This window comes from Kitasatospora sp. NPDC048722 (assembly GCF_040650235.1).
GTDB lineage: Bacteria > Actinomycetota > Actinomycetes > Streptomycetales > Streptomycetaceae > Kitasatospora.
On sequence record NZ_JBEZGX010000013.1, the window covers coordinates 100868 to 123997 of the forward strand.

Below are 23130 nucleotides of genomic sequence, written 5' to 3' on the forward strand. Positions count from 1 at the left end.
TTGGCCCGGCGCGATGCCGGCGCGGTTGTCTGGTGGCACGGCGGGACAGCCCCACCGGAGGACAGCAGAGGAGCCACCGTGAACCAGCAGCTCGACGCCCGCACCGTCGTCACCGCCTACGTCACCGCGATCGCCGGGGGCGACCTCGACACCGCCGTCGCCTGCTTCGCCGACGACGCCACCTGGGAGTACCCGGGCACCCTGCCCCTGTCGCGGGTCTGGCGCGGCAAGGACGCCATCCTCGGCGACTTCCTCGGCGGAGTGCGCACCCTGTTCGCCCCCGACGCCCCACTGGAGGTGACGCTCACCCAGGTCCTCGCGGACGGCCCGAAGGCCGTCGCCGAGTGGACCGCCAAGGGGACGGCCGCGAACGGCAGCGCGTACGAGAACCACTGCGCGGCCGTGTTCACCGTCGAGAACGGACTGATCACCGCCGTCCGCGAGTACCTCGACACCGACCACGTCGCGCGGACGCTCTTCGCCTGACCGTTCGTCAGGATCGCCGGAACGGAGCGACTCTCAGTCCGGCAGGAGGAGGTTGACGTCACCGAACTCGTGCCAGAGGTACCGGTTCCGGACGGCCTCGCGGTAGCAGCGGGCCAGGAGCGGAAGGCCGGCGACGGCGGCCAGCAGGTTGAGGTGGGAGGCTCGCGGCTCGTGCCAGCCGGTCAGGAGGCCGTCGACCGCACGGACCCCGCGCTCCGGGGTGATCACCAACTCCGTCCAGCCGTCGGCCTCGTGGACCGCCCCGTCCGAGCCGGCGGCGGACTCCAGCGCCCGCACCGCGGTGGTGCCGACGGCGATCACCCGGCCGCCGCCCGCCCGGACGTGGCCCACCAGGCGGGCGGTCGCCGCCGGAACGTGGAACCGCTCCGCGTACGGCGCCTCGTGCGCCTCCGGGGACGCGACGCCGGTGTGCAGGGTGATCGGCGCGAGCAGCACCCCGCGGCCGGCCAGACGGGCGACCACCTCCGCCGTGAACGGGCGTGCGGCGCTGGGCATTTCACTGCTGCCGGGGATGGTGGCGAACGCCGTCCGGTAGGCCTCCATCGGCCAGTCGCGGTCCACGTAGCCGTACCGGATCGCCCGGCCGTGGCGCGACAGGTACGGCAACAGCGCTGCGGGGAGGTCGAGTTCGGCGTACCAGAGGCGGGCGGTGAACGGCGTGGTCAACTCGGCGGCACCGCCGGCCGGCAGGCCGACCCGCAGCCCCGGGCGGGCCGGACTGCCCTCGGGCGGGTAGTACTCCGCGGCCCTCCCGGGCACGACGCGGCGCAACTCCACCAGGAACGCCCCGCGTCGGTCCGGCTGGGCCGAGGACAGGTGCAGCGCGACCGGCGTTCCGTCGGGCAGCCGGCCGGGCAGCGCCGCCGGGATCGTCGCGGAGTTGTTGACCACCAGCAGGTCGCCGGGGCGCAGCACTTCGGGCAGGTCGGTGAAGCGGTGGTGCTCCGCGGTGTCGCGCTCGCGCCGGCCGACCAGCATCCGGACGCCGTCGCGCGCCCGGCCGCGGGCCTCCGCCGGTGCGGGGGCGGAGAGTTCCGGCGGGACGGTGAAGCCGGGGCCGAGCTCCGTGAGGACGGTCATCGCCCACCTCGGACCGCTGCGAGGTCCGCCGCCCGGTCCGCCGCGAGGTCCGCCGCCCGGTACCGGCCGGACGGCGCGCCGTCCCTGAGCAGGCCGAGCAGGACGGGGGCGACCTCCTCCGGCAGCGGCTCGCCGGAGATGTCCTCGCCGGGGCTCGCGGCCTGCAGCATCGAGGTCCGCATGCTGCCGGGATCGACCGCCCAGACGCGCAACTCCGGCTCCTCCCGGGCGAGTACGGCGGTGGCGAGGTCGAGCGCCGCCTTGCTCGCACCGTAGCCGCCCCAGCCGACGTACGGCACGACGGCCGCGTCGGAGCTGATGTTCAGCACCGCGCCGCCGTGGGCGCGCAGCTGCGGCAGGACGAGCTGGGTGAGCGCGATCGGGGCGAGGGCGTTGACCTCGAACGTCTCCAGGAGTTCGGGCAGCGGCGCGTCGGCGAGCCGGGGCAGCGGTTCGGCGCGGACGTCGTCCGTGCCGTTGAGGGTCCCGGCGTTGTTGACCAGGAGGCTCGCGCCGCCGAGCCCGGCGGCGGCCTCGGCGAGGCGGGTGCGGTGGTCGTCGTCCACGAGCGTGCCGGGCAGCGCGACGACCCTGGTGACGGCGCCCAGCCGGGCCTCGGCGGCGGCGAGCCCTGCGGCGCCGCGGGCGGTGATCACCAGCTGCCACCCGTCGGCGGCGAGCGCCTCGGCGAGGGCCAGGCCGAGCCCCCGGGAGGCCCCGGTGACGACGGCGACGCGGGCGGGAGTGGTGGGAGTGGTGGGCGCGGTGCGCTGTGCTGCGTTCATGCCCCCACGATCGCCCCGGGCGTCCGGGCCCCGGATCGGCCACCGGGACCGGGACCCGGTCGTCCGATGGTCCTAGGGCGCTGGGGTTAGACCGTCAGGAGCCCTCGGCCCCGGCCGCCCAGCTCTCCGGGTCGGTCCAGGCGGCCAGGGTGCGCCGGCTCTCGAAGCGGTGCTCGCGACCGGTCACGGGATCGGTGAACTCCACGACGGAGGCGAGCAGTTGGAGCGGCCGACGGAAGTCGTCCGCGGCCGGTTCGGGCAGCACCACCGGGTACACCGGGTCGCCCAGGATCGGCACGCCGAGGCCGGACATGTGCAGCCGCAGCTGGTGCGTGCGCCCGCTGAGCGGCCGGAGCCGGTAGCGGCCGAGCCCGTCGCGCCGCTCCAGCAGGTCGATCCGGCTCTCGCTGTTCGGCGGGGCGTCGAGCTCCCGGGCCGCGATCACCCCGCGCTCCTTCACGATGTGGCTGCGGACGGTACGCGGCAGGTCCAGCCCGGGGTCGAAATGCGCGACGGCCTCGTACTCCTTGCGGACCAGCCGGTCGCGGAAGAGCGTCTGGTACGCGCCGCGCTCCTCGGGCCGCACGACGAACAGGGCGAGCCCGGCGGTGAGGCGGTCGAGCCGGTGCGCGGGGCTGAGCGCGGGCAGGTCGAGGCCGTGCCGCAGCCGCGACAGGGCCGTCTCGACGACGTGCTTGCCACGCGGGGTGGTGGCCAGGAAGTGCGGCTTGTCGACGACGACCAGGTGCTCGTCGCGGTGCACGACGGCGAGCTCGAACGGCACCCGGACCTCGTCGGGGAGGTCCCGGTAGAACCACAGGTGTCCACCGGGCCGGAACGGCTCGTCCGGCGCGACCGGCCCGTCCTCGCCCACGATCTCCCGTCCGTGCAGCGCGGCGTCGACGCGCGCCGCGCCGACGGCGGCGAGCCGCTCGACGAGGTACGCCCGGACGGTCTCCCAGGGCCCCTCGATCGGCAGCCGCAGGTGCACGGGGTCCACACCGTTGCGCTGCGGGAGGGGGGAGGCCGGGCGGCGGCTCTTGCGTCTCATCTCGGTCCCCCAGCCTAGTCGGGCGGCTGACGGCCCGGCCGACGGGGGCGCAGCCGGAGTCCCCTGTCCGCGCGGGTGGCGCACGGCGGGTCGAGGTGCCGGGTTTCGGGGGCGCGGGGAAAGTGGAGGGGTGATCGAGGAGGAGGACGAGCCGGGGGACTTGCCGCCGTTGCACTTGCCGCGGCGGACACGGGGGTTGCTGTACGGCGCGTTCCTGCTGCTGGCCGGGACCATCGTGGCCGACCTGGTGAGCGGGCCCGGCACGACGCTCTCGCCACTGCTCGCGGTCGCTCCGGTGCTGGCCGGGGCCACCACCAGGAAGGCGCGGGTGCCGCTCCTGGTCGGTGCGGCGGCACTGCTGGCGGTGGGCGCGCTGGAGACCGCCAACGAGCGGCTGCCGACGGCCGTCCGGATCAGCGTGCTGGTGACCGTCCTCGCCGCGACGCTGGCCAGCGCCGCCAACGTGCTGCTCGTGGCGGCGCGCGAGCGGGAGCTGTTCCAGGTCCGCACGGTGGCCGAGGCGGCGCAGCGGGCTCTGCTGCGGCCGCCGCCGGAGCGGATCGGCCGGCTGCGGCTGGCCGTGCGGTACGTGGCGGCGGCGGCCGAGGCGCGGATCGGCGGGGACCTGTACGCCGTCCTCGACACCAGGTTCGGGGTGCGGATCCTGCTCGGGGACGTCCAGGGGCACGGGCTGCCGTCGGTGGAGACGGCGGCGGACGTGCTGGGGGTGTTCCGGGAGGGCGCGCGGACCGAGCCCGACCTCGGGCGGCTCGCGGAGCGCCTGGACGCGGCGCTCGCCGCGCGGCCGGGCGACGGACGGTTCGCGACCGCGCTGCTGCTGAGCGTGCCGACCGGCCGGGAGCCGGTGACTGTCGTGAACTGCGGCCATCCGCACCCCCTGCTGCGCCGCGCGGGCGTGGTGAGCGAGCTGGAGCCGGAGGAGGCGGCGCCGCCGCTGGGACTGCTCGGGCTGACCGGCGGCCGGTACCCGGTGGGGCGCTTCGCGCCGCGACCGGGCGATCTGCTGCTCCTGTACACCGACGGGGTCTCGGAGGCCCGGAATGCCGACGGAGTGTTCTACCCGCTGGCGGAACGGGTGCCCGGCGTGCACGCGGGGCAGCCGGCGGACCTGCTGGACGGCGTGCTGGCGGACGTCGACGACTGGGTGGGACCGGCCGGGCTCGCGGACGACGCGGCGCTGCTCGCTGTCCGCTGGGAGCAGCGCGCGGAGCGCTGACCAGGGAATTCATCGCGCGGGGCGCGATTGTCAGTGCCGTGTGCAAGGCTCTGATCGCGGTCGGCGGGGTGTCGGTCGCGGAGACGTTCGTCGAGGGGAGCGGGCCATGGGGCACAGGGCGAGCGGGGCGTTCGAGCTGACCGCCTTCGAGCCGGTCGAGACGGAGGAGCGGGCGGGTGCGGCGTTCGGCCGGATCCGGATCGCCAAGACGTTCACGGGCGGGATCACCGGCACGAGCGAGGTGCGGATGACGTCCGTGGGGGACGCCGCGGGCGCGCCGGCCTCGTACGTCGCGGTGGAGCACGTGACGGGTGAACTGGACGGGCGGAAGGGCTCGTTCGTGCTCCAGCACGCCGCCTGGGACACCACCGGTGTGACGATACGCGTCGTCCCGGGCTCCGGCTCGGGCGAGTTGGCCGGGCTCACCGGGGAGTTCCACCTGACCGTCGGCGAGGACGGCGCGCACACCTACGTCCTGGAGTACGAGCTGGGCTGACGCCGCTGTCCCCCGGTCGGCTGCGCGCCGCGCGCTCCGGGCGGCCGGGAGCACTGCCACGATGATGCGATCAGTGCACGATCGACATCGGAGGGTGGCGCATGCCCGGTGCGGCGGCGAGCACAGGAGCGAACGGCACGGCGGCGGGCGGCGGAGCGACGGACGGCACCGTCGACGGGGTGGTCGCCCGTCTGCGAGCGCTCGGGGCGGGGGCTGCCGCCGGAGGACGGGGTGGCGGTGTTCAACCGGGCCTACCTCACCGTCACGGAGGCCGTCCGGGAGCGGCTCGGCGGTCCGTACTTCGCCGATCCGGCGGCTGTGGCCGAGCTGGACGTGGTGTTCGCGGGGCGATACCTGCTCGCGGTGGCGGCCGACGCCGCCGGGCGGGAGCCGCCCGCCTGCTGGCGGCCACTGTTCGAGCTGCGCGCCCACGCCGGAGTGCACCCGCTGCAGTTCGCCCTGGCCGGGATGAACGCCCACATCCAGCACGACCTCCCGCTGGCCGTCCTGGACACGTGCGGGCGGCTCGGTTGCGGACCGGAGGACGTCGAGGACGACTACCACCGGGTCAACGGGGTGCTCGCCGAGGTGGAGGCCGCCGTCCGGGAGCAGCTGCTGGGCGCGCACGGGCTGCCGGAGCCGGCCGCACCGCTCGCGCACCTGCTGGGCGCCTGGTCGGTGGACGCCGCCCGCGAGGCGGCCTGGTCGGCGGTGCGGGCGTTGTGGGAGCTGCGCCGGGTGCCGTGCGCCGCGCACGCCTTCGCCGCCGCGCTGGACGGCTCGGTCGGGCTGCTCGGCCGCGCGCTCCTGCTGCCGCTCGGGCTCCACCACGGCCTGCACGAAGGCCTCGACGAAGGCCTCGACGACGGCCTGGACGACGACCCGGCCACCGGAACGGCCGCCGGCCGGCTCCCCGAAGCGCGGAACCGGCCGGTGGTCGGACACGTCGACGCAAGCACCGCCGACAGCACCGGGGCGGGCGGGCGCTCCGCCCGTGCGGATCAGGCCCAGCTGGAGTGCAGCGGCTTGCCCTCGGCGTAGCCGGCCGCGCTCTGGACGCCGACGATCGCCTTCTCGTGGAACTCCTCCAGCGTGTTGGCACCCGCGTAGGTGCAGGAGCTGCGCACGCCGGCCACGATCGAGTCGATCAGGTCCTCGACGCCCGGGCGGGCCGGGTCGATGAACATCCGGGAGTGCGAGATGCCCTCCTCGAACAGCGCCTTGCGGGCACGGTCGTAGGTGGAGTCCTGGGCGGTGCGGTTGCTCACGGCGCGGGCCGAGGCCATGCCGAAGCTCTCCTTGTACTGGCGGCCGTCGGCGGAGGTCTGGAGGTCGCCCGGGGACTCGTAGGTACCGGCGAACCAGGAGCCGATCATCACGTTGGAGGCGCCGGCGGCCAGCGCCATGGCGACGTCGCGCGGGTGGCGGACGCCGCCGTCGGCCCACACGTGCTTGCCGTGCCGGCGCGCCTCGGCGGCGCACTCCAGGACGGCGGAGAACTGCGGGCGGCCGACGCCGGTCATCATGCGGGTGGTGCACATGGCGCCCGGGCCGACACCGACCTTGAGGATGTCGGCGCCCGCCTCGACGAGGTCGCGCACGCCCGCGGCGGAGACGACGTTGCCGGCCACGATCGGGATCTGCGGGTCCAGGCCGCGCACGGCGCGCAGGGCGCTGATCATGCTCTCCTGGTGGCCGTGTGCGGTGTCGACGACCAGCACGTCGGCGCCGGCCTCGATGAGGGCCTTGGCCTTGCCGGCCACGTCACCGTTGATGCCGACGGTGGCGGCGATCCGCAGCTTGCCGGCGGCGTCGACGGCCGGGGTGTACAGGGTGGCGCGCAGCGCGCCCTTGCGGGTGAGGATGCCGACGAGGCGGCCCTCGGCGTCGACGACCGGGGCGAGCTTGCGGTGGGCCTCGGAGAGCTTCTCGAAGGCGGCGCGCGGGTCGACGTCCTCGTCGAGGAGCAGCAGGTCGCGGGACATGATGTCGGCGAGGCTGGTGAAGCGGTCGACGCCCTGGCAGTCGGAGTCGGTGACGACACCCACGGGCTTGCCGTCCTCGACGACCACGAGGGCGCCGTGCGCGCGCTTGGGCAGCAGCGACAGGGCCTCGGCGACGGTGGCGCCGGGGGCGAGGGTGATCGGGGTGTCGAACACCAGGTGGCGGCGCTTGACCCAGGCGATGACCTCGGCGATGACCTCGGTGGGGATGTCCTGGGGGATGGCGACCAGGCCGCCGCGGCGGGCGACGGTCTCGGCCATCCGGCGGCCCGCGATGGCGGTCATGTTGGCGACGACCAGCGGGATGGTGGTGCCGGTCCCGTCGTTCGAGGAGAGGTCGACTGCCTGCCGGGAGCCCACGGCGGAACGGCTGGGGACCATGAAGACGTCGTCGTACGTCAGGTCGTACGAGGGCTTGAGGTCGTTCAGGAAGCGCATGAAATGGGGCTCTCTGGCTGGGAGAAGGTACACCTCGGGTGCGGTTGCGGCGGTGCCGCCGGGGCGCACTCGGGCGCCCGGCACCCAACATTCGATTCTCCGGGAGGGTCGGGACAAAAGCCAGTTCGGGGACGATTGCTGGCGCTGTGCACAAACCAAGATCAAAGCTTCGCGCGTAGACTTGGATGATCATCCAAACGATCGACTTTTCGCCCCGGCCGGGGCGACTCCCGTAGCATTCACGCGGTAACGGCGAGGCGAAACGGGAAACGGCAGCGGGCGTGGGCATCGATCAGCAAGTAGCGGCACAGCACCTCGAAGAGGGCCTGGTGAAGGACACCGGGGAGGAGACCGGAGAGGAGACCGACTACGGTCCCGGCCTCGACCCCGAACGCCTGAGGCTCTGTCTCGAGGTGATCGCGGAGCTGGACGAGCTGCACGTCGACCACCCGGACGCGATCACCGTCCGCCAGGCCGTCGGCGGCATATTCCGCACGCTCAAGCAGCGCCGCCGCCAGGAGACCCGGGCCCGCAAGACCGCCAACGACCGCGCGGTCACCGCCCGCACCGCCACCGGCGCGCCCACCCGGATCGACGACGAGACGGCCGGCGCGTTCGGCCTCACCACCGTCACCACGACCGAGATCGCGGGCATCCTGGAGCGGCCCCGCTCCTGCTACACCTGCAAGAAGCGGTACGTCGAGGTCGACGCCTTCTACCACAACCTGTGCCAGCCCTGCGCGACGCTCAACCGGGCCCGTCGGGACGCCCGCGCCGATCTCACCGGCAAGCGCGCGCTGCTCACCGGCGGCCGGGCCAAGATCGGCATGTACATCGCGCTGATGCTGCTGCGCGACGGCGCCCACACCACGATCACCACCCGCTTCCCCAACGACGCGATCCGCCGCTTCAAGGCGATGCCCGACAGCGACCAGTGGATCCACCGCCTCAAGATCGTCGGGATCGACCTGCGCGACCCGGCCCAGGTCATGGCGCTGGCCGACGAGGTCGCCGCCGACGGCCCGCTGGACATCCTGATCAACAACGCCGCGCAGACCGTGCGCCGCCCGCCGGAGTCCTACCGCGAGCTGGTCGCCGCCGAGTCCGCGCCGCTGCCGGCCGGCGAGCTCCCCCAGGCGACCACGATCGGCCGCTTCGGCAGCGGCAGCGTCGACCTGCCCGCGCTCCCCCACCAGGGGAGCGGTGCCGAACAGCGGCTGGCCGCCGAGGACGTCACCTCGCTCGCGCTCGTCACCGGCTCGGCGACGCCCGCCCGGATCGAGGCCGGCACCGCGATCGACGCCGGCGGCCTGGTGCCCGACCTCGCGGACACCAACAGCTGGGTGCAGACCGTCTCGGAGGTCGGCCCGATGGAGCTGCTGGAGGTGCAGCTCTGCAACTCCACCGCGCCGTTCATCCTGATCAGCCGGCTACGCCCGGCGATGGCCGCGTCCGCGTCGCGCCGCAAGTACGTGGTGAACGTGTCCGCGATGGAGGGCGTCTTCTCCCGCGGTTACAAGGGCGCCGGCCACCCGCACACCAACATGGCGAAGGCCGCGCTCAACATGCTGACCCGCACGAGCGCGCAGGAGATGTTCCAGAGCGACGGCATCCTGATGACCGCCGTCGACACCGGCTGGATCACCGACGAGCGCCCGCACCCGGACAAGATGCGCCTGGCGGACGAGGGCTTCCACGCCCCGCTCGACCTGGTCGACGGCGCGGCCCGGGTCTACGACCCGATCGTGCGCGGCGAGCAGGGCGAGGACCTGTACGGCTGCTTCCTCAAGGACTACGAGCGCGCCAACTGGTAACCCCCGAAGGAGACCGCGAGTTGACCTCCTCAGCAACCGCACCGACGGTGCCCGCCCCGGCGGTCGCGCCGATGCTCGGCGCCGGCGTGATCGTGCCCACCGGGGACGGCCGGGTGCTGCTCGGGCGCCGCACGACCGCCGGGGAGCCGCCCACCTGGAGCCTGCCGGGCGGGAAGGTGGAGGCCCCGGGCGAGTCCTTCGAGCAGGCGGCGGCGCGCGAACTCGCCGAGGAGACCGGCATCGTGCTGCCGGCCGACGGGATGCGGGTGCTGGCCGTGCTGCTCGATCACGAGCTCGGCCGGCCCCGGCTGACCGCCGCCGTGCTGGCACCGCCGAGCCTCGCCGAGGCGCTGGTCACCGAGCCGCACGCGTGCGCGGGCTGGGAGCGCTTCCCGGTGGACGCCCTGCCGGAGCCCATGTTCTACCCGTCCGCCCTCGTCCTCGGCGCGTGGCTGCCGGGCATGGACGGGGTGCGCCGCCCCGGCACGCACGGCTACCGGATCGGCTGAGCCCGAACGCGCCGGTGTCCCGGGGCTCCCCTGCCGCCCCGGGACACCGAACAACCGGCCGCCGGTCAGCCGTTGCGCGCCGCCTCCGGCCCGGTGATCCGCCTCAGCAGCGGCAGCGTCGAGGCGATGATGCCGAGCGAGGCGAGCAGGCCGAAGCCCGTGAGCCCGCAGTAGAGCGCGCCCGGCGACACCAGGTCGTACTCCATCTGCGACTTGAGGAACATCGCCGCCGCCGCGAAGCCCGTCCCGATCGAGACCGCCGCGACCACCAGCAGCGGCAGCGCGCTCTCCAGCCCGATCACCCGTTGCAGCAACCGCAGCGGCGCCCCGGTCAGCCGCAGGATGGCGAACGGCCGCCTGCGGTCGGAGAGTCCGGCGACCACGCTCACCGCGAGGCTGCACCCGGCGATCGGCAGGGTGGTCAGCAGGACGACGTTCGCGAGCTGGCGCCAGCCCTGGAGCTGCTTCTGCGACACGGTGCCCCAGTCGACGGCCATCCGCGCCTCGTACGTCGGGTAGGCCCTGGTGAAGAGCGTCCGCAGCTGTTCCATGGCCGCCGACGAGCCGTCGGTGGTCGTGTAGACCATGCGCACCGGCAGCGCGGCGGCGTCCTGCGCGGAGACCGGAGCCGCGGGCCACTCCTGGGAGCTCGCCTCCCGCAGATCGACGAACTGCCAGAGCGGGACGAGGGCGACGGCCGCGCCCGGCGCGCAGTGACCGATCACCGGGACCTGCGCCAGCTCCGAGCAGAGCACCAGCGCGGGCGCGGGCACGGGCTGGGAGCCGTGGTACTCCCGGCCGAACCCGGCCGGGTTGTCGTGGGCCAGCGCCAGGCCGCGGAAGCCCGGCACGGCGCGCGCGGCGGCGAGCAGGGAGTCGGGCACGGCGCCCATCACGTCCGAGCGGAACAGGTCGAACGACGGGGCGTGGACGACGGCCTTGCGGACCTCGGGATCGCCGCTCAGCGCACCGCGGTTGGCGTTGATCGTGCCGATGACGCTCACCGTCGAGGTGACCACGAACAGCGCCAGCACCAGGCCCGCCACCGCGCGGAACCCGGCCTTCGGATCGTCCGCGAGGCGGCGCACCGCGATGAGCGAGGCCGGCCGGCTGGTCCGCCGGGCCACCGCCCGGGCACCGACCATCGTCAGCCACGGACCGGCGACCACGAGGCCGAGCATCACCAGCAGGAAGCCGGTCAGGTACGCCGCCGACTGACCGTTGGTGGTCGGCGGGCGGTGGTCGACGAAGTAGCCGAGCTCGCCGAGCCCGGCCAGCAGCGGGACCACCCGCCAGGCGCGCGGCGGCTTCGGCGTCACCCGGCGGGAGACGCCCAGCGGCGAGATCGTGACCCGCCGCAGCGCGAACCGGGCGGCGAGCGCCGCCGCCACGGGCACGCCCACCACGGCACCGAGCACCTGCGGGGCGGTCAGGGTCAGGTCGGAGGTGAAGAACCGGCTCCCGGTGAACGGGACGTCGGCCACCAGCGGGCGCAGCGCCGCGTAGAGCGCGAAGCCGAGCGCCGTCCCGGCCACCGACGCGACCGTGGACTCGACCGCCGAGATCACCGAGACCTGCCGGGGAGTCGCGCCCACCAGCCGCATCGCGGCGAAGCGCTGCTCGCGGGTGGCGGCGGACAGCCGGGTCGCGGTGCCGATGAAGATCAGCACCGGGAAGATCAGCGCGCCGGCCACCACGGTGAGGATGAGCGTCATCGCGTCGCCGCGCACGCCGTGGCCGAAGCAGTCGTTGTCGCAGTCGGCGGGCAGGGTGGTGGCGATCGTCGTGATCTGCCGGGCCCGCGGCCCCGCCTTGACCTGGTCCGCCGTGCGGCCGATGACGACCGTCAGGCTGTCCGGGGAGGGCAGCGCCGCGTCGCCCAGGGTGCCGGCCAGCCGGCCGGGGAAGCGGTCGCCCAGCTGGACGGCCGGGACGTCGCGCAGCAGCTTCTCCAGCGCGGGCGAGGCGAAGTACTCGCCGGGGGCCGGGAGTCCGGTCAGACCCGGCGGGACGGGCGAGGCGGGCCCGGTCGGGGCGACCTCGACCTCGAAGACCTCCTTGCCGTCGTAGAAGTCGCCGTGCGCGTACCACCAGAGCGGGTCGACGGCGGCCGGCGCCTCGGCACGGCTCCTGGTGCCCGAATTCATCCACAGCTGGCGCTCGTTGGCCCGGCCGATCGCGTTGACGCTCGCGAGCGTGGAGAGCAGCAGGCCGACGCCGATCGCGACGGCCGCCGCGATCATCGCCAGCCGGGCCAGCGCCTCCCGGCCGCCGCTGACGGCCAGGCGGAGCGAGAAGGCGATCACGGCGCCACCGGTCCCGTCGACGGCCGGGCCGCCTGCCCCGCCGACGGTCCCGCCGGGAGCACCCGGGCCGAGCCGTCGCGCACGATCGCCTCGCGGTCGGCGTAGGCGGCGACACGGGGCTCGTGGGTGACCAGGACGACGGTCGTGCCCTGCTCGCGGGCCGAGACGACCATCAGGTCCATCACCTGCTCGCCGGTCAGCGAGTCCAGGGCGCCGGTCGGCTCGTCGGCGAACAGCACCTGCGGGCGGGCCACCAGACCGCGGGCCAGGGCGACGCGCTGCGCCTGACCGCCCGACAGCTCACCGGAGCGGCGCTTCTCCAGGCCGTCCAGGCCGAGCCGGGCGAACCACGGCCGGGCGTCGGCCAGCGCGGCGGCGCGGCGCACGCCGTTCAGCAGCAGCGGCAGGGCGACGTTCTCCTCGGCCGTCAACTCCGGCACCAGCTGGCCGAACTGGAACACGAAGCCGAAGCGGTCCCGGCGCAGCGCGCTGCGCTGGGCCTCGGCCATGGTGTCGATCCGCTGTCCGTCGAAGTGCACCTCTCCGGCGTCGGGCACCAGGATGCCGGCCAGGCAGTGCAATAACGTCGACTTGCCCGAACCGCTCGGGCCCATGACGGCCAGCACCTCGCCGGCCTCGACCGAGAGACTGGCCCCGCGCAGCGCGGGCGTCTCCCCGAAGGACAGGGCTATGTCGCGGGCCTCGATCACGGCGGTCATCGCCGCACCTCCGCGGCGAGGGCGCCCAGGCGGGCGGCGGTGAGGTCGATCCAGCGCAGGTCCGCCTCCAGGTGGAACAGGCCGTGGTCGGCGAGCAGGGCGTCCACCAGGGGGCCGGTGCGGCGCAGGTCGGTGAGCTCGCGCATCCGGCGCAGGTGGGCGGCGCGCTGGGTGTCCAGGTAGTCCTGGGCGTCGCGGCCGAGCATCAGGGCGAGCACGACCTTGGTGAACAGGGTGCTCTGCAGGTTGGGTTCGGGCGCGACGGGTTCGGTCAGCCAGGTCTCGAACTCCGTAGCGCCGGTCTCGGTGATCACGTAGCGCTTGCGCTCGGGTCCGTCACCGGGCTCCGCCTCGCCGGCGACCACCTTGCCGTCGCGGGCGAGGCGGCCGAGCGTCGCGTAGACCTGGCCGTACGGGAGGGGCTTGCCGCGGCCGAACAGGGCGTCGTAGTCGCGCTTGAGGTCGTAGCCGTGGCTCGGCTCCCGTTCCAGGAGCCCGAGCAGGGTCAAGGGAACACTCATGGGGAGGACCATACCCCACGCGTATACTCTGAGTGTATATCCGGCGAGAACAAGCCGGTGACCTGGCGCGACGTCAGAACCCCGGACACGGCGGGCAGGGGGCGGGCCCCACACCCGCCCCCTGCCGCACACCACGGCCCGACGCCCCCACGCGAACCGGGCCGGCCGCGCCCAGGCACGGGAGGCGCGACCGGAACCAAGCCTGCCCCGCCCGCACCGCCCTGCCGAGGGCCGAACGTCCCGTTCCGGTCACCCGGTTCCGGCCGTCGCGGCCGCCGCCACCTCCACCGCCACCGGTGCCCGGCCGTCACGCGCCGCGTTCGTGCGAACCCGCACGGCACTTGTGCCCGGGCGGGCACGGGGTGGACATTGGGTAACGGAACGCCGCTCACCACCACACAGCCCCACCGCTTCTGAGGAGCCGTCATCGTGTCCAGCAGCCCCCGCCCGGCCCGGCCCGCGTCGCTCCCGCGGCGGATCGGCCGCCAGCTGCGACGGGCCCTCGGCGGACGGCGCGAACCGCTCGCCCGGTCCGTGGACCGCTCCCGCGCCCGCGCCTGGACCGTCGCCGCCCTGGGACTGCTGCTCTCCCTCGCCCTCGCCACCGCCGGCGCCCTCGCCAGCTACCGCTCCGCCGCATCCCAGGCCTCCGCCGACCACGGCCGGTTCCACCAGGTCGACGCCGTCGTGCTCGGGCCGCCCCAACACGGCTCCTCCGGCGGCCGGTTCGCCGGCGGCGGGTACGACAGCCGCGTCGAGGCCGAGGCCGGCTGGACGTACCCCGACGGGCAGCCGCACACCGGCACCGTCCAGGCGCCCCGGACGGCGGCCGTCGGCAGCACCGTCCGCATCTGGGTCGACCCCGGCGGCGCCGTCGCCGCTCCCCCGCTCGACCGTGCCGCCGTCGCCGTCTCCGCCGCCTGCATCGGCGCCGGCACCCTGCTCGCCCTCGTGGCGCTCGTCGTCGTCGGGCTCCGGCTCCGGCTCCGTGCCCTCGAACGGCGGTCCGACGAGTCCTGGACGCGCTCCTGGGCCCGGCTCGAACCCCTCTGGAGCGGCCGCGCGGGCCACCGGCAGGACGACTGAAACCGACCGGGGCCGATCCGCGTCTCCCCCGTCAGCCAACCGCACCCGGGGGACCGCACATGAACAACCGTCGCACCGCTCTGGCCGCCGCGCTCGCGCTCGGCCTGGCCGCACTCGTCACCGGCTGCGGGCCGGACGACCCGGACCCCGCGCCCGCGGCCGCCCCGCCGGCGCCCACCACGGCCGCCTCCGGAGCACCCGCACCCGCCCCCACGGCGAGCGCGGCACCCGCCACGCCCGCACCGACCGCCTCGGCCGCGCTCAAGCCCTGTCACCCCGACCCGGCCCGGCCGGACTTCGTCAAGTTCGACTCCGCGACCACCACGGGCGGGGTGACCAAGGTGAACCTGACACCGGTGAGCTGCGGCTACCAGGCGGAGAACGAGGAGCTCGTCGAGTACACGCCCACCGGCGACGCCACGGGCTATCAGCTGACGAGGAACGCGGTGGTGCAGGTGGTCGAGTTCACCGGCAAGGGCACGAAGGAGCGCACCATCACGCCGGCCGAGCTGGCCACGTACAAGCTGGCCAGCACGCCCTACTTCGCGGTCCACCGCAACGAGCAGGGGAAGATCACGGCGATGAAGGAGATCTACCACCCCTGAGACACGCCCCGGTCAGGGCCGCGCCGCCCAGGGCGGGGTGGTGCGGGAGGGGCGGTGGAGGACGGCCGCGACGGCGATCAGGAGGGCCGAGGCCAGGGCCAGCGCCGTCGGGACGTTCGCGTGGAGGACGAGCAGGGCGCCCAGCAGGGCCCCGGCGAGCATCCAGACCGCGGAGGCCAGCCGGCGGGGGCCGGAGCGGTCGGCGGCGAGGGCGGTGATCGTCATGGTCAGCACCGTCGTCGTCAGGTCGGGCACCTTCAGCGAGCGCACCACCGCGTTCTGGCCGCCCATCGCCAGGGCGAGCAGCCCGATCAGCGCGTAGCGGACCGGGCCGGCGGTGTGCCCGGCCGCCACCGCCAGGACGGTGCTCGCGACGACGAGCGCCGCCTGGGCCACGACCGCCGCCCGTAGCAGCCGTCCCCGGTGCTCGGGCAGGCGTCCGGCGAGGTGCCCGCCGGCCAGGGCGCCGGCGAGGAAGGCCGCGAGGGCGGCCAGCGAGGCGGTCGCGGAGAGGTTGGCCGCGCCCGCCAGGGCGAAGCCGAGGAACACCACGTTGCCGGTCATGTTGGCGACGAAGACGTGCCCGAGCGCGAGGTAGCTGACCGCGTCTACCACGCCGGTGACGACGGTGAGCACCAGCAGCAGCGGCACGAGCGGCCCGTGCCTGGGGTCGGGCGTGAGCATCGGGCCTCCTGGTGGTGGGCGGTCTGACGGTCCTTCCGTTCTACTCCCTCACGCGAGCGCCGGGGCGCCGGGGTCGTCCGATTCGTCCTCGACGCGCCAGTGGAGGTCGCGAACGCCCGGTTCGAGGGAGAGCCGGGTGACGACCTGCTCCAGCGCGGGGGCGACCTGGCCGGGGACGGCGACGGTCGCGCGCAGGCTGGTGGCCTCGCCGGTGTCGGCGCGGCGGGCGCGCAGGCCGGTCGGGGTGAGCCCGGAGGCGGCGAGGGACTGGAGCAGCAGGGCCCGGATGTGCGCCTCGGACTTGCGGTCGCACTCCAGGTGGACGGTCGCGCGGTTGGTGGAGTCCGGGTCGCTGCCGGCCTGCGGGGCGCGGTCGAGCAGCCGCCCGGCCGGGCGCAGCACCAGGTGCACGGCGAGCACGGCGAGGGTGCCGAGGACGGCGAGTCGGAGCTTGCCGGACGCGGCGAGCACCCCGACGGCGGCCGAACACCACAGCGTGGCGGCGGTGTTGAGGCCGCGGACGCCGGCGCCGTCGCGCAGGATGACGCCACCGCCGAGGAAGCCGATGCCGGAGACGACGTACGAGGCGACCCGGGTGGGGCTGCCCGTGTCGCCGACGGCCTCGCTGTAGAGGACGAACAGGGTGGCGCCGGCGGCGACCAGGGCGTTGGTGCGCAGGCCGGCCATCCGGGCGCGCCACTGGCGTTCGACGCCGATCAGGGCGCCGCAGGCGACGCCGGTGGCCAGCCGGACCAGGAACTCGGCGGTGGTCAGGGTGTGCACGGCGGCACCTCCTACGGAGAGACTGCGGGCGGACGGGAGGGGGAGGAACGGAACGGACGGGTGGCGGGACCTCAGCCCGCCCCCGTCCGTTCGGTGGGCTTCCGGCGGCTCAGTGCCCCAGGGCGGTCTGGACGACCTTGATGATGACCATGATCATCGCGATCAGCAGGTAGGCACGCAGGGCGCCCATGCCGACCTTGCGGGCGGTGGACATGACCGGCTTCTCCAGGGACTCCAGCGGGGGCATCCGCCAGTTCCCGCGCCCGGTGCGGTCGATCGGGTCCTCCTTGGTGCCGCTGCGGCCGAAGGTGAAGAAGTACCCGGCGACCAGCACGCCCGCCACGCCGCAGCCGGCCATGATCCACAGGATCGCGTCCGAGCTGATGTCCGGCCAGACGACGGCGGCGGTCAGGATGAGCGACAGCATGACCAGCACGCCGACCACGGCCGAGGTGAAGGCGTTCGTCTTCGGGCCGTTGACCCACGGGCCGAGGACGGCCTTGTCGTTGCAGAGCAGCAGCAGGAAGACGGTCGCGGAGGGCAGCAGCACGCCGGCGAGCACCTGGACGAACTGCGTCATCAGGCCCTGGGTGTACTCGGTGGACAGCAGCGTGATCGCCGCGGCGACCACGACCAGGCCGGCGTAGATCCCGTAGAAGCCCTTGGCACCCTTCACGCCGCGGTGCAGCGAGTGCTTGATGCCGAAGACGTCGCCGACGGCGTAGGCGGTGGAGAGCGAGACCGCGAAGGCGCCGATGATCGAGGCGTCCAGCAGGGCGACGGCGAACAGCACACCGGCCAGGCGGCCGGCCTTGTCCTCGATGCCCCTGGCGACGGCGGCCGCGTCGGAGAACTGGCCGAAGCCGTCGGTACCCGCGAACGCGGCGGCGGTGAGGCCCATCATCGCGGCGGCGCCGACGATGACCACGGCGATCCCGATCCACAGGTCGACCTTCTCGTACCTCATGAAACGCGGGGTGATGCGCTTGTCGATGACGTACGACTGCTGGAAGAACAGCTGCCAGGGGGCGACGGTGGTGCCGACGATGGAGATGATCACCAGCATGACCGCCGCGAGCCGGCCCGAACCGCCCGGCATGCTCGGCACCACGAAGTCGTGGGCCATCTGCGAGGTCTTCGGGTGGACCATGAAGTAGATCGGCACCAGCAGCAGCGAGCCGGCGCACAGCGTGACGGCGACCCGCTCGAAGCGCTGGAAGGAGCCGGTGAACGCCGAGGCGATGATGATCGCGGCGGCCAGGACCACCGAGGCGGCCTTCGGCAGGCCGAGGTAGCCGGCCGCGAGGGTGACGCCGATGAACTCGGTCACCAGGGTCAGGGCGTTGAGCAGGAAGAGGTCGATGACGCTGAACGCGCCCCAGAACCTGCCGAAGCGCTCCAGGATCAGCCGCGCGTGGCCGACGCCGGTGACGGCGCCGAGGCGCAGCACCATCTCCTGGTTGACGTACAGCACGGGGACCAGCATCAGCAGGGTCCACAGCAGCTGGGTGCCGTAGTTCTGGCCGGCCTGGCCGTAGGTGGAGAAGGCGCCGGCGTCGTTGTCGCCGACCATGACGATCAGGCCCGGGCCGATGATCGCCAGCAGCGTCTTCAGCCGCACCGAGAGGCCCCGGCGGGGCGCGTCGTCGTCCAGCCTGATGGTGCCGAGGGCACCCTTGATGTCACCGATGTGCGCGTCGTCCAGCACCGCGCTGCGAGCGGCGGGAACCTTCGGGTCGAGCATGGCGTTCGCCATGGTGGGTCCTCCCCGCCCCCTGCCTTGAGGGGGCCGTCAGGGGGCACGCAGCAGTAATCCCCCCTGCGGACGCGCGACACCGGGCCGCACGGCGGCGCGAGCCGGGACAAGGCCGGTCTCGGGCGTCGCGCTGACATGACGGTGCGTCAAGTCGCTTGCGTCAGGGCATGGTTGAGCGCACCACGGAGCGCCTGACGGAGCGTTCGCAGGAAAGGTTGTTACCGCGTGCCGGAGGTGTACGAGAGCATGCGGGGGCAGGGGCGACTGTGGCCCGGACTACTGCAGTCCATGTTTCTCGCCTCCTCCCGGCCGGGGGGCGCACCGACTGTGCGCCGCATCGCGACACGGCAAGGAGCGGACCGGTCCCGTCGACCGGTACACCCCAACTCGTCAGAGCTTTGGCACTTCACGGCGTAATCCCCGGCCGCAACGGGCGCTGCGGGGAAGCCACTTGGGATCAACCCTTAACTCGGGAAGATCTGTCCTGAACCTGGGCGTCTCTCGACGTCGTCGGGTCAGTGGCCTGTGTCCGTGAAGACGCCTCACCGAACGAGGTGCCTCTTCAAACCTCGAAGAGCATACCCCCGTGCGGATCGCCGTGGGCCACTTTTCCGGTTTCCTTCGACACCTTTGTAGAACTTTGACGCAGGAGGACGCAGGACGTCGGCGACGTCGAACGCCGTACCATGGGCGCCGTTCCAGACGGCGGCGGCGAGGAAGGGGAAACGGGCGGTGCTGCGCGGGTTCGGCGACCTTGAGGCCGAGATCATGGACCGGCTCTGGTCCTGGGGCCGGCCGGCCACGGTGCGCGAGGTGGTCGACGACCTCCAGCAGCAGCGGCCGGTCGCCTACACCACCGTGACCACGGTGGCCGACATCCTCCACACCAAGGGCTGGCTGCGCCGGGACAAGGTCGGCCGCGCCTGGGTGTACGAGCCGACCTGCACGCGCGAGGCGTACACCGCCCGGCTCATGCACCAGGCGCTGGAGACCACCCACGACCGCACCGGCGCGCTGCTGCACTTCGTCGACGCCATGACCGGCGACGAGGCCTCCGCGCTGCTGGCCGCACTGGAGCAGGTGAAGGCCCGGGACGACGAGCGGTGACCCTCGCGCTGCTCGGCCTCTACCTGGCCGCGACCGGTCTCGCACTGCCGCGCCGGCTGGCCGGCTCGGCCCGGCTCCAGGCGCACCCGGTGGCGGGCACCGCCCTGTGGCTGGCACTGATGGCCTCGTTCGCAGTCGCGCTGCTGCTCGCCGCCCACCACGCCGTCGAACCCTTCGCCCACGAGCCCGCCGGACTGCTCGGGCTCCTCCCGCACGCCGAACCGGCCCCGCCGCTGGCCCCGCACACCCACGACTGGTGGCTGCTCGCCGCCGGGGCCGCAGGGCTCGCCGCGGTGGTGGCCGCCGTCGGCGCGCGGGCCGGACGGGCTCGCCGGCGGCACCGGAAGGTGCTGGACCTCGTCGCGGTGCGCGACCGGCGCTGGAACGCGCTGGTGCTGGAGCACGCCCACCCGGCCGTCTACTGCCTGCCCGGCCGCCGCAGCCGGGTCGTGGTCTCGCGCGGCGCCCTGGAACTCCTCGACGAGCGCCAGCTCGCCGCCGCCGTCGCGCACGAACGCGAGCACATCCGCGGGCGGCACCACCTGCTCCGGCTGCCGGCCGACGCCTTCGCGCTCCTCCTCGGCCGCCTGCCGCTGGCCCGCCTGGGACGGGCGGAGGTGGCGCTGCTGCTGGAGATGGCGGCCGACGACGCGGCGCTCGCCCGGGTGTCGCGCACCGAACTCGCCTCCGCGCTCTGCGCCCTGGCCACCTCCCCGGCGCCGCCGGGCGGCTCCCTCGGGGTCGCGGCCACCGGGGTGCTCACCCGGGTGCGGCGGCTGGCGCGCCCCGGGGGCGGCCGGCGCCCGCGCCGAGCGGCGTGGTGGGCCGGGGTGGTGGCGGTCCCGCTGCTCCCCTACCTGTTGGCCTGTGCGCCGCATCCGTGAGCCCGGGCGTCGCCCTCCGTCCACTGACCGTCCATCAGACTCCCAGGAAGATCGGTTAACCTGCCCCGGCACCGCACCGTGCGGTGCGCCAAAGGGGGATCGACAACCGAGATGACCGCGAAGACTTCGAAGAGTTCGATCAGCAGGTACACCCGCACGACCGCCGTGGCCGCTGCTGCCGCCGCCGTCCTGGCACTCACCGGCACCGCCGCCCAGGCCGCCGCCCCGGTCTCCGGCACCGAGGGCATCATCACCGTCGGCCACAACCAGGCCCAGCCGCTCGTCAGCCCCGACGGCACCACGGCGTACGTCGTGGTGACCGGGACGGGCAACGCCGTCCAGGTCAAGGCGGTCGACACCCGGAGCGACGCCGTCACCCGGCAGGCCACCCTCGGCGCCACCCAGCTCGGCCTGGTCGCCGGGCTCTCCCCGGACGGCACCCGCCTGTACGTCGCGAACGGGCAGCAGCTCACAGTGCTCGACACCGCCACGCTGACCGTGCTCACCACCACCGCGCTGCCCGACCAGCCGCGCCAGGCCGGCTGGAACCCGGGCACGCTCACCGGCCTCACCGTGAGCCCCGACGGCGCCACCGCCTACGTCGTCCAGAACGGGCCCACCGCCTACCGCCAGTACGGTCAGGGCCGGGTGGTCGCGTTCTCCACCGCCCAGCATGCCTTCACCGGTTCCGTGCAGGTGCCCACCGGCTTCACCGGCACCGCCGCGTTCCGGCCGGGCGGGCACGACCTGTACGTCGGCGGCGACGCCGGCGTCTTCCACGTCGGCACGGCGGGCGCCACGCCCACCCTGGTCGGGACCGTCAGCGGCACCGCCGGGGCGCTCGACTACTACCCCGTCTTCAGCCCGGACGGCACCCGCCTGTTCGCGGTGGCCTCCGGCTACAAGGGCGGCCAGGCCGACGTGATCGACCCGGCCGGCGACACCGTCACCCGGCACCTCACCCTGGTCAGCGGTTTCGCCGACCTGCGCGCCCCGCAGGTCAGCCCGGACGGCACCCGCCTCTACGTGGAGAAGAACGACTACAGCGCCGGCCCGTCGGTGCTCTCCGTCGACACCGCCTCCGGCAGCGCGGTCGCGGCCGAGACCATCTCCCCCGACGAGGACCAGCTCGACGGCCTCGCGGTCGGCCCCGACGGCCACACCCTCTACGTGACCGGCAGCATCGGGAGCGACGGGACGCTCCAGATCATCGCCAACTGACCCGAAGGGGCGGGCCCGGTCGTTCCGTCGGGAACGGCCGGGCCCGGCTCCGGCGGCCGACCTGCCGCCGGCCGGCTCGGCCCGCCCCCGCCGCCAGGTCCGGGGCGGCGCCCGTCAGGCCGGGCGGACGGCGCCCATGTACGGCATGACGGAGATCGGGAGGACCTCCACGTTCTTGCCGGTGCGCGGGGAGTGGATCATCTTGCCGTCGCCTATGTAGATGCCGACGTGGTGGATGTCGCCGTAGAAGAAGACGAGGTCGCCGGGCTGGAGGTCGCCGCGGGCGATGCGCGTGCCGGCGTTCCACTGGTCCTGCGACATCCGGGGGAGCTTGACGCCGGCCGCGCGGTAGGCGGCGCCGGTCAGGCCGGAGCAGTCCCAGGTGTTCGGTCCGGTGGAGCCCCATTCGTAGGGCTTGCCGAGCTGGGCGGTGGCGAATTTGATGATGTCGGCGACGCGGCCGCTCCCGCTCGGGCTCGGGCTCGGCAGGGTGGCGTCCGCGCCGGGCCCGGCGGCGGGACGGTCGGCCGAGCGGGAGGCCCGGTCGGCCGCGGCGGCCTGCTGGGCGGCGGCCTTCGCCTTCTCCGCGGACTCCTGGGCGTTGATCCTCGCCCGGTCGGCGGCGCTCAGCTTGTTGAGCAGCGCCTGGGCCTGCGCGAGCCGGCTCTGGACCTGCTTCTTCTCCTCGCCCAGCGACGCGCCCACGCTGTCGAGCTGGGTGAGCATGGCGGCGGCCTCGGCGCGGTCCTGGTCGAGCCGGCGCTGCTCGTCGCGGGCCTGCTTGAGCAGCGCGGTCTGGCCCTCGACGACCTGGTTCTGCGCGGCGGCGCGCTCCAGGTAGCCGGCCGGGTCGGAGTCGAGCATCAGCTGGATGCCCGGGTCGATGCCGTTGGTGCGGTACTGCTCCCCCGCCACCGCGCCGAGCCGGGTGCGCAGCTCGTTCATCGCCTCCTGGCCGCGGGCGACCTTGTCCTGGATCCGGGTCGCGTCCGCCTGGAGCGACTGCTGCTTGGCCTGGAAGCCGTTGTAGCGCTCGATGGACTGCTCGGCCTCGTCGTTGAGCTTGTCCACCTGCTCCTTGACGGAGGCGAGCGTGGGCGTCGGCTCGGCGTGGGCGGTCCCGGCGGCGAGCACCGCGCCGCCGGCCACGGCCGTGGTGAGGACGGCGAGGCGGGCCCGGCTCGGGGGGCTGGGCTTGCGGCGCTTTCCCATGGCGGTGGGCTCCTTCGGGGTACGGAGGCAGGGCGGAGCGAGGGGGAACAGGGCACGGCGGAGCGAAGGCGGGTGAGATCGCACGGGGGATGTCAGTCTCACCCGCCTTCTTCGAAGTAACTTAATAGATGGGAGCCGAGGTTCCACAATCCCGTTGCCACTTCTCTTCCTTGGAACGACCGGGGCCGCCGCTTTCGTTCAGCCGTCCGCCCGACCGCCCGACCCCTCGACGCCCGGGCTGGCACCCGCCGTCACCCGGAGTGCTGAAGTCTCGCCAAATCGAGGGAAAGGTCACACCGACCGGCCCTCCTGTGCTCACGCGAACG

The 23130-nt window shown here is 74.1% G+C and carries 22 protein-coding genes and 1 riboswitch; of the genes, 11 read left to right on the top strand and 11 right to left on the bottom strand.

The features are described 5' to 3' along the window. Nucleotides 1-78: 78 nt before the first annotated feature. Nucleotides 79-486, top strand: a complete 408-nt coding sequence (locus AB0C76_RS12740) for a nuclear transport factor 2 family protein (RefSeq protein ID WP_359963728.1) — start codon at nucleotides 79-81, stop codon at nucleotides 484-486. Nucleotides 487-519: 33 nt separating this feature from the next. On the opposite strand, the gene AB0C76_RS12745 is transcribed toward AB0C76_RS12740, so the two are convergent. The 3 genes from AB0C76_RS12745 to AB0C76_RS12755 all read right to left on the bottom strand — a co-directional run bounded on the left by AB0C76_RS12745 (nucleotide 520) and on the right by AB0C76_RS12755 (nucleotide 3423). Next, nucleotides 520-1587, bottom strand: a complete 1068-nt coding sequence (locus AB0C76_RS12745) for an S-adenosylmethionine:tRNA ribosyltransferase-isomerase (protein ID WP_359963730.1) — start codon at nucleotides 1585-1587, stop codon at nucleotides 520-522. Further along, nucleotides 1584-2372: an SDR family NAD(P)-dependent oxidoreductase gene (locus AB0C76_RS12750; RefSeq protein WP_359963732.1), complete on the bottom strand. Its 789-nt coding sequence runs from the start codon at nucleotides 2370-2372 to the stop codon at nucleotides 1584-1586. Before AB0C76_RS12750 ends, AB0C76_RS12745 begins: the two co-directional genes overlap by 4 nt. A gap of 94 nt (nucleotides 2373-2466) precedes the next feature. Continuing rightward, a complete protein-coding gene (locus AB0C76_RS12755) occupies nucleotides 2467-3423 on the bottom strand; it encodes an RluA family pseudouridine synthase (protein ID WP_359963734.1) in 957 nt (318 codons plus the stop codon). Nucleotides 3424-3619: 196 nt separating this feature from the next. Between AB0C76_RS12755 and AB0C76_RS12760 the strand changes: the two genes are divergently transcribed. From AB0C76_RS12760 to AB0C76_RS12770, 3 genes are all read left to right on the top strand, one after another. After that, on the top strand, nucleotides 3620-4660 hold the full coding sequence (locus AB0C76_RS12760; protein ID WP_359963736.1) for a PP2C family protein-serine/threonine phosphatase: 1041 nt from the start codon (nucleotides 3620-3622) through the stop codon (nucleotides 4658-4660). 106 nt (nucleotides 4661-4766) lie between these two features. Continuing rightward, nucleotides 4767-5156: a DUF3224 domain-containing protein gene (locus tag AB0C76_RS12765; RefSeq protein WP_359963738.1), complete on the top strand. Its 390-nt coding sequence runs from the start codon at nucleotides 4767-4769 to the stop codon at nucleotides 5154-5156. Nucleotides 5157-5387: 231 nt separating this feature from the next. Further along, nucleotides 5388-6197 carry a DUF5995 family protein gene (locus AB0C76_RS12770; RefSeq protein WP_359963740.1) on the top strand — a complete coding sequence of 270 codons (810 nt, stop codon included), beginning with the start codon at nucleotides 5388-5390 and terminating at the stop codon, nucleotides 6195-6197. Here the strand turns inward: AB0C76_RS12770 and AB0C76_RS12775 are convergent. Next, the gene (locus AB0C76_RS12775; protein WP_359963742.1) at nucleotides 6158-7597 is read right to left on the bottom strand and encodes a GuaB1 family IMP dehydrogenase-related protein; all 1440 of its coding nucleotides are present in this window, start codon (nucleotides 7595-7597) and stop codon (nucleotides 6158-6160) included. The two genes, AB0C76_RS12770 and AB0C76_RS12775, sit on opposite strands and share 40 nt — an antisense overlap. A gap of 329 nt (nucleotides 7598-7926) precedes the next feature. Between AB0C76_RS12775 and AB0C76_RS12780 the strand changes: the two genes are divergently transcribed. Both AB0C76_RS12780 and AB0C76_RS12785 read left to right on the top strand, forming a co-directional pair. Then, a complete protein-coding gene (locus AB0C76_RS12780; protein ID WP_359963823.1) occupies nucleotides 7927-9411 on the top strand; it encodes an SDR family NAD(P)-dependent oxidoreductase in 1485 nt (494 codons plus the stop codon). Between the two features lie 20 nt (nucleotides 9412-9431). Next, the gene (locus AB0C76_RS12785; protein ID WP_359963744.1) at nucleotides 9432-9920 is read left to right on the top strand and encodes an NUDIX domain-containing protein; all 489 of its coding nucleotides are present in this window, start codon (nucleotides 9432-9434) and stop codon (nucleotides 9918-9920) included. A gap of 65 nt (nucleotides 9921-9985) precedes the next feature. Here the strand turns inward: AB0C76_RS12785 and AB0C76_RS12790 are convergent, their stop codons facing one another. Genes AB0C76_RS12790 through AB0C76_RS12800 form a run of 3 tightly spaced genes read right to left on the bottom strand, consistent with a single transcriptional unit; the run spans nucleotide 9986 to nucleotide 13466 of the window. Then, nucleotides 9986-12226 (bottom strand): FtsX-like permease family protein, encoded by a 2241-nt coding sequence (locus tag AB0C76_RS12790; protein ID WP_359963745.1) that lies wholly within the window; start codon nucleotides 12224-12226, stop codon nucleotides 9986-9988. Next, on the bottom strand, nucleotides 12223-12945 hold the full coding sequence (locus AB0C76_RS12795; RefSeq protein ID WP_359963747.1) for an ABC transporter ATP-binding protein: 723 nt from the start codon (nucleotides 12943-12945) through the stop codon (nucleotides 12223-12225). Before AB0C76_RS12795 ends, AB0C76_RS12790 begins: the two co-directional genes overlap by 4 nt. Next, nucleotides 12942-13466, bottom strand: a complete 525-nt coding sequence (locus AB0C76_RS12800) for a PadR family transcriptional regulator (protein ID WP_359963749.1) — start codon at nucleotides 13464-13466, stop codon at nucleotides 12942-12944. The genes AB0C76_RS12795 and AB0C76_RS12800 overlap by 4 nt, the downstream gene beginning before the upstream one ends. 429 nt (nucleotides 13467-13895) lie before the next feature. On the opposite strand from AB0C76_RS12800, the gene AB0C76_RS12805 reads away from it, so the two are divergent. Both AB0C76_RS12805 and AB0C76_RS12810 read left to right on the top strand, forming a co-directional pair. Further along, nucleotides 13896-14552: a hypothetical protein gene (locus AB0C76_RS12805; protein ID WP_359963751.1), complete on the top strand. Its 657-nt coding sequence runs from the start codon at nucleotides 13896-13898 to the stop codon at nucleotides 14550-14552. A gap of 59 nt (nucleotides 14553-14611) precedes the next feature. Further along, nucleotides 14612-15157, top strand: coding sequence for a hypothetical protein (locus AB0C76_RS12810; RefSeq protein ID WP_359963753.1), 546 nt, complete (start codon nucleotides 14612-14614; stop codon nucleotides 15155-15157). A 12-nt stretch (nucleotides 15158-15169) separates the two neighbouring features. Here the strand turns inward: AB0C76_RS12810 and AB0C76_RS12815 are convergent, their stop codons facing one another. The 3 genes from AB0C76_RS12815 to AB0C76_RS12825 all read right to left on the bottom strand — a co-directional run bounded on the left by AB0C76_RS12815 (nucleotide 15170) and on the right by AB0C76_RS12825 (nucleotide 18380). Next, complete coding sequence (locus AB0C76_RS12815) at nucleotides 15170-15841, bottom strand: YoaK family protein (protein ID WP_359963755.1); 672 nt, start codon at nucleotides 15839-15841, stop codon at nucleotides 15170-15172. Between the two features lie 48 nt (nucleotides 15842-15889). Beyond that, nucleotides 15890-16624 carry an MgtC/SapB family protein gene (locus AB0C76_RS12820; RefSeq protein WP_359963757.1) on the bottom strand — a complete coding sequence of 245 codons (735 nt, stop codon included), beginning with the start codon at nucleotides 16622-16624 and terminating at the stop codon, nucleotides 15890-15892. Between the two features lie 109 nt (nucleotides 16625-16733). After that, nucleotides 16734-18380, bottom strand: a complete 1647-nt coding sequence (locus AB0C76_RS12825; protein WP_359963759.1) for an NRAMP family divalent metal transporter — start codon at nucleotides 18378-18380, stop codon at nucleotides 16734-16736. 374 nt (nucleotides 18381-18754) lie between these two features. Continuing rightward, a riboswitch (M-box (ykoK) riboswitch) is annotated at nucleotides 18755-18941 on the bottom strand. Between the two features lie 174 nt (nucleotides 18942-19115). Here AB0C76_RS12825 and AB0C76_RS12830 point away from each other — a divergent pair. From AB0C76_RS12830 to AB0C76_RS12840, 3 genes are all read left to right on the top strand, one after another. Next, a complete protein-coding gene (locus AB0C76_RS12830) occupies nucleotides 19116-19487 on the top strand; it encodes a BlaI/MecI/CopY family transcriptional regulator (protein WP_359963824.1) in 372 nt (123 codons plus the stop codon). Beyond that, complete coding sequence (locus tag AB0C76_RS12835; protein ID WP_359963760.1) at nucleotides 19484-20371, top strand: M56 family metallopeptidase; 888 nt, start codon at nucleotides 19484-19486, stop codon at nucleotides 20369-20371. The genes AB0C76_RS12830 and AB0C76_RS12835 overlap by 4 nt, the downstream gene beginning before the upstream one ends. A gap of 111 nt (nucleotides 20372-20482) precedes the next feature. Then, nucleotides 20483-21592: a hypothetical protein gene (locus AB0C76_RS12840; protein ID WP_359963762.1), complete on the top strand. Its 1110-nt coding sequence runs from the start codon at nucleotides 20483-20485 to the stop codon at nucleotides 21590-21592. 114 nt (nucleotides 21593-21706) lie between these two features. Here AB0C76_RS12840 and AB0C76_RS12845 read toward each other — a convergent pair whose 3' ends face one another. Then, nucleotides 21707-22804, bottom strand: a complete 1098-nt coding sequence (locus AB0C76_RS12845) for an NlpC/P60 family protein (RefSeq protein WP_359963764.1) — start codon at nucleotides 22802-22804, stop codon at nucleotides 21707-21709. Between the last annotated feature and the right edge of the window lie 326 nt (nucleotides 22805-23130).

What these genes read in the sequence shown, in the direction of transcription:
- AB0C76_RS12755 (WP_359963734.1), bottom strand. Translation starts at nt 3,423, where the DNA reads ATGAGACGCAAGAGCCGCCGCCCGGCCTCCCCCCTCCCGCAGCGCAAC.
- AB0C76_RS12745 (WP_359963730.1), bottom strand. Translation starts at nt 1,587, where the DNA reads ATGACCGTCCTCACGGAGCTCGGCCCCGGCTTCACCGTCCCGCCGGAA.
- AB0C76_RS12845 (WP_359963764.1), bottom strand. Translation starts at nt 22,804, where the DNA reads ATGGGAAAGCGCCGCAAGCCCAGCCCCCCGAGCCGGGCCCGCCTCGCC.
- AB0C76_RS12795 (WP_359963747.1), bottom strand. Translation starts at nt 12,945, where the DNA reads ATGACCGCCGTGATCGAGGCCCGCGACATAGCCCTGTCCTTCGGGGAG.
- AB0C76_RS12825 (WP_359963759.1), bottom strand. Translation starts at nt 18,380, where the DNA reads ATGGCGAACGCCATGCTCGACCCGAAGGTTCCCGCCGCTCGCAGCGCG.
- AB0C76_RS12815 (WP_359963755.1), bottom strand. Translation starts at nt 15,841, where the DNA reads ATGCTCACGCCCGACCCCAGGCACGGGCCGCTCGTGCCGCTGCTGCTG.
- AB0C76_RS12840 (WP_359963762.1), top strand. Translation starts at nt 20,483, where the DNA reads ATGACCGCGAAGACTTCGAAGAGTTCGATCAGCAGGTACACCCGCACG.
- AB0C76_RS12800 (WP_359963749.1), bottom strand. Translation starts at nt 13,466, where the DNA reads ATGAGTGTTCCCTTGACCCTGCTCGGGCTCCTGGAACGGGAGCCGAGC.
- AB0C76_RS12765 (WP_359963738.1), top strand. Translation starts at nt 4,767, where the DNA reads ATGGGGCACAGGGCGAGCGGGGCGTTCGAGCTGACCGCCTTCGAGCCG.
- AB0C76_RS12810 (WP_359963753.1), top strand. Translation starts at nt 14,612, where the DNA reads ATGAACAACCGTCGCACCGCTCTGGCCGCCGCGCTCGCGCTCGGCCTG.
- AB0C76_RS12750 (WP_359963732.1), bottom strand. Translation starts at nt 2,372, where the DNA reads ATGAACGCAGCACAGCGCACCGCGCCCACCACTCCCACCACTCCCGCC.
- AB0C76_RS12775 (WP_359963742.1), bottom strand. Translation starts at nt 7,597, where the DNA reads ATGCGCTTCCTGAACGACCTCAAGCCCTCGTACGACCTGACGTACGAC.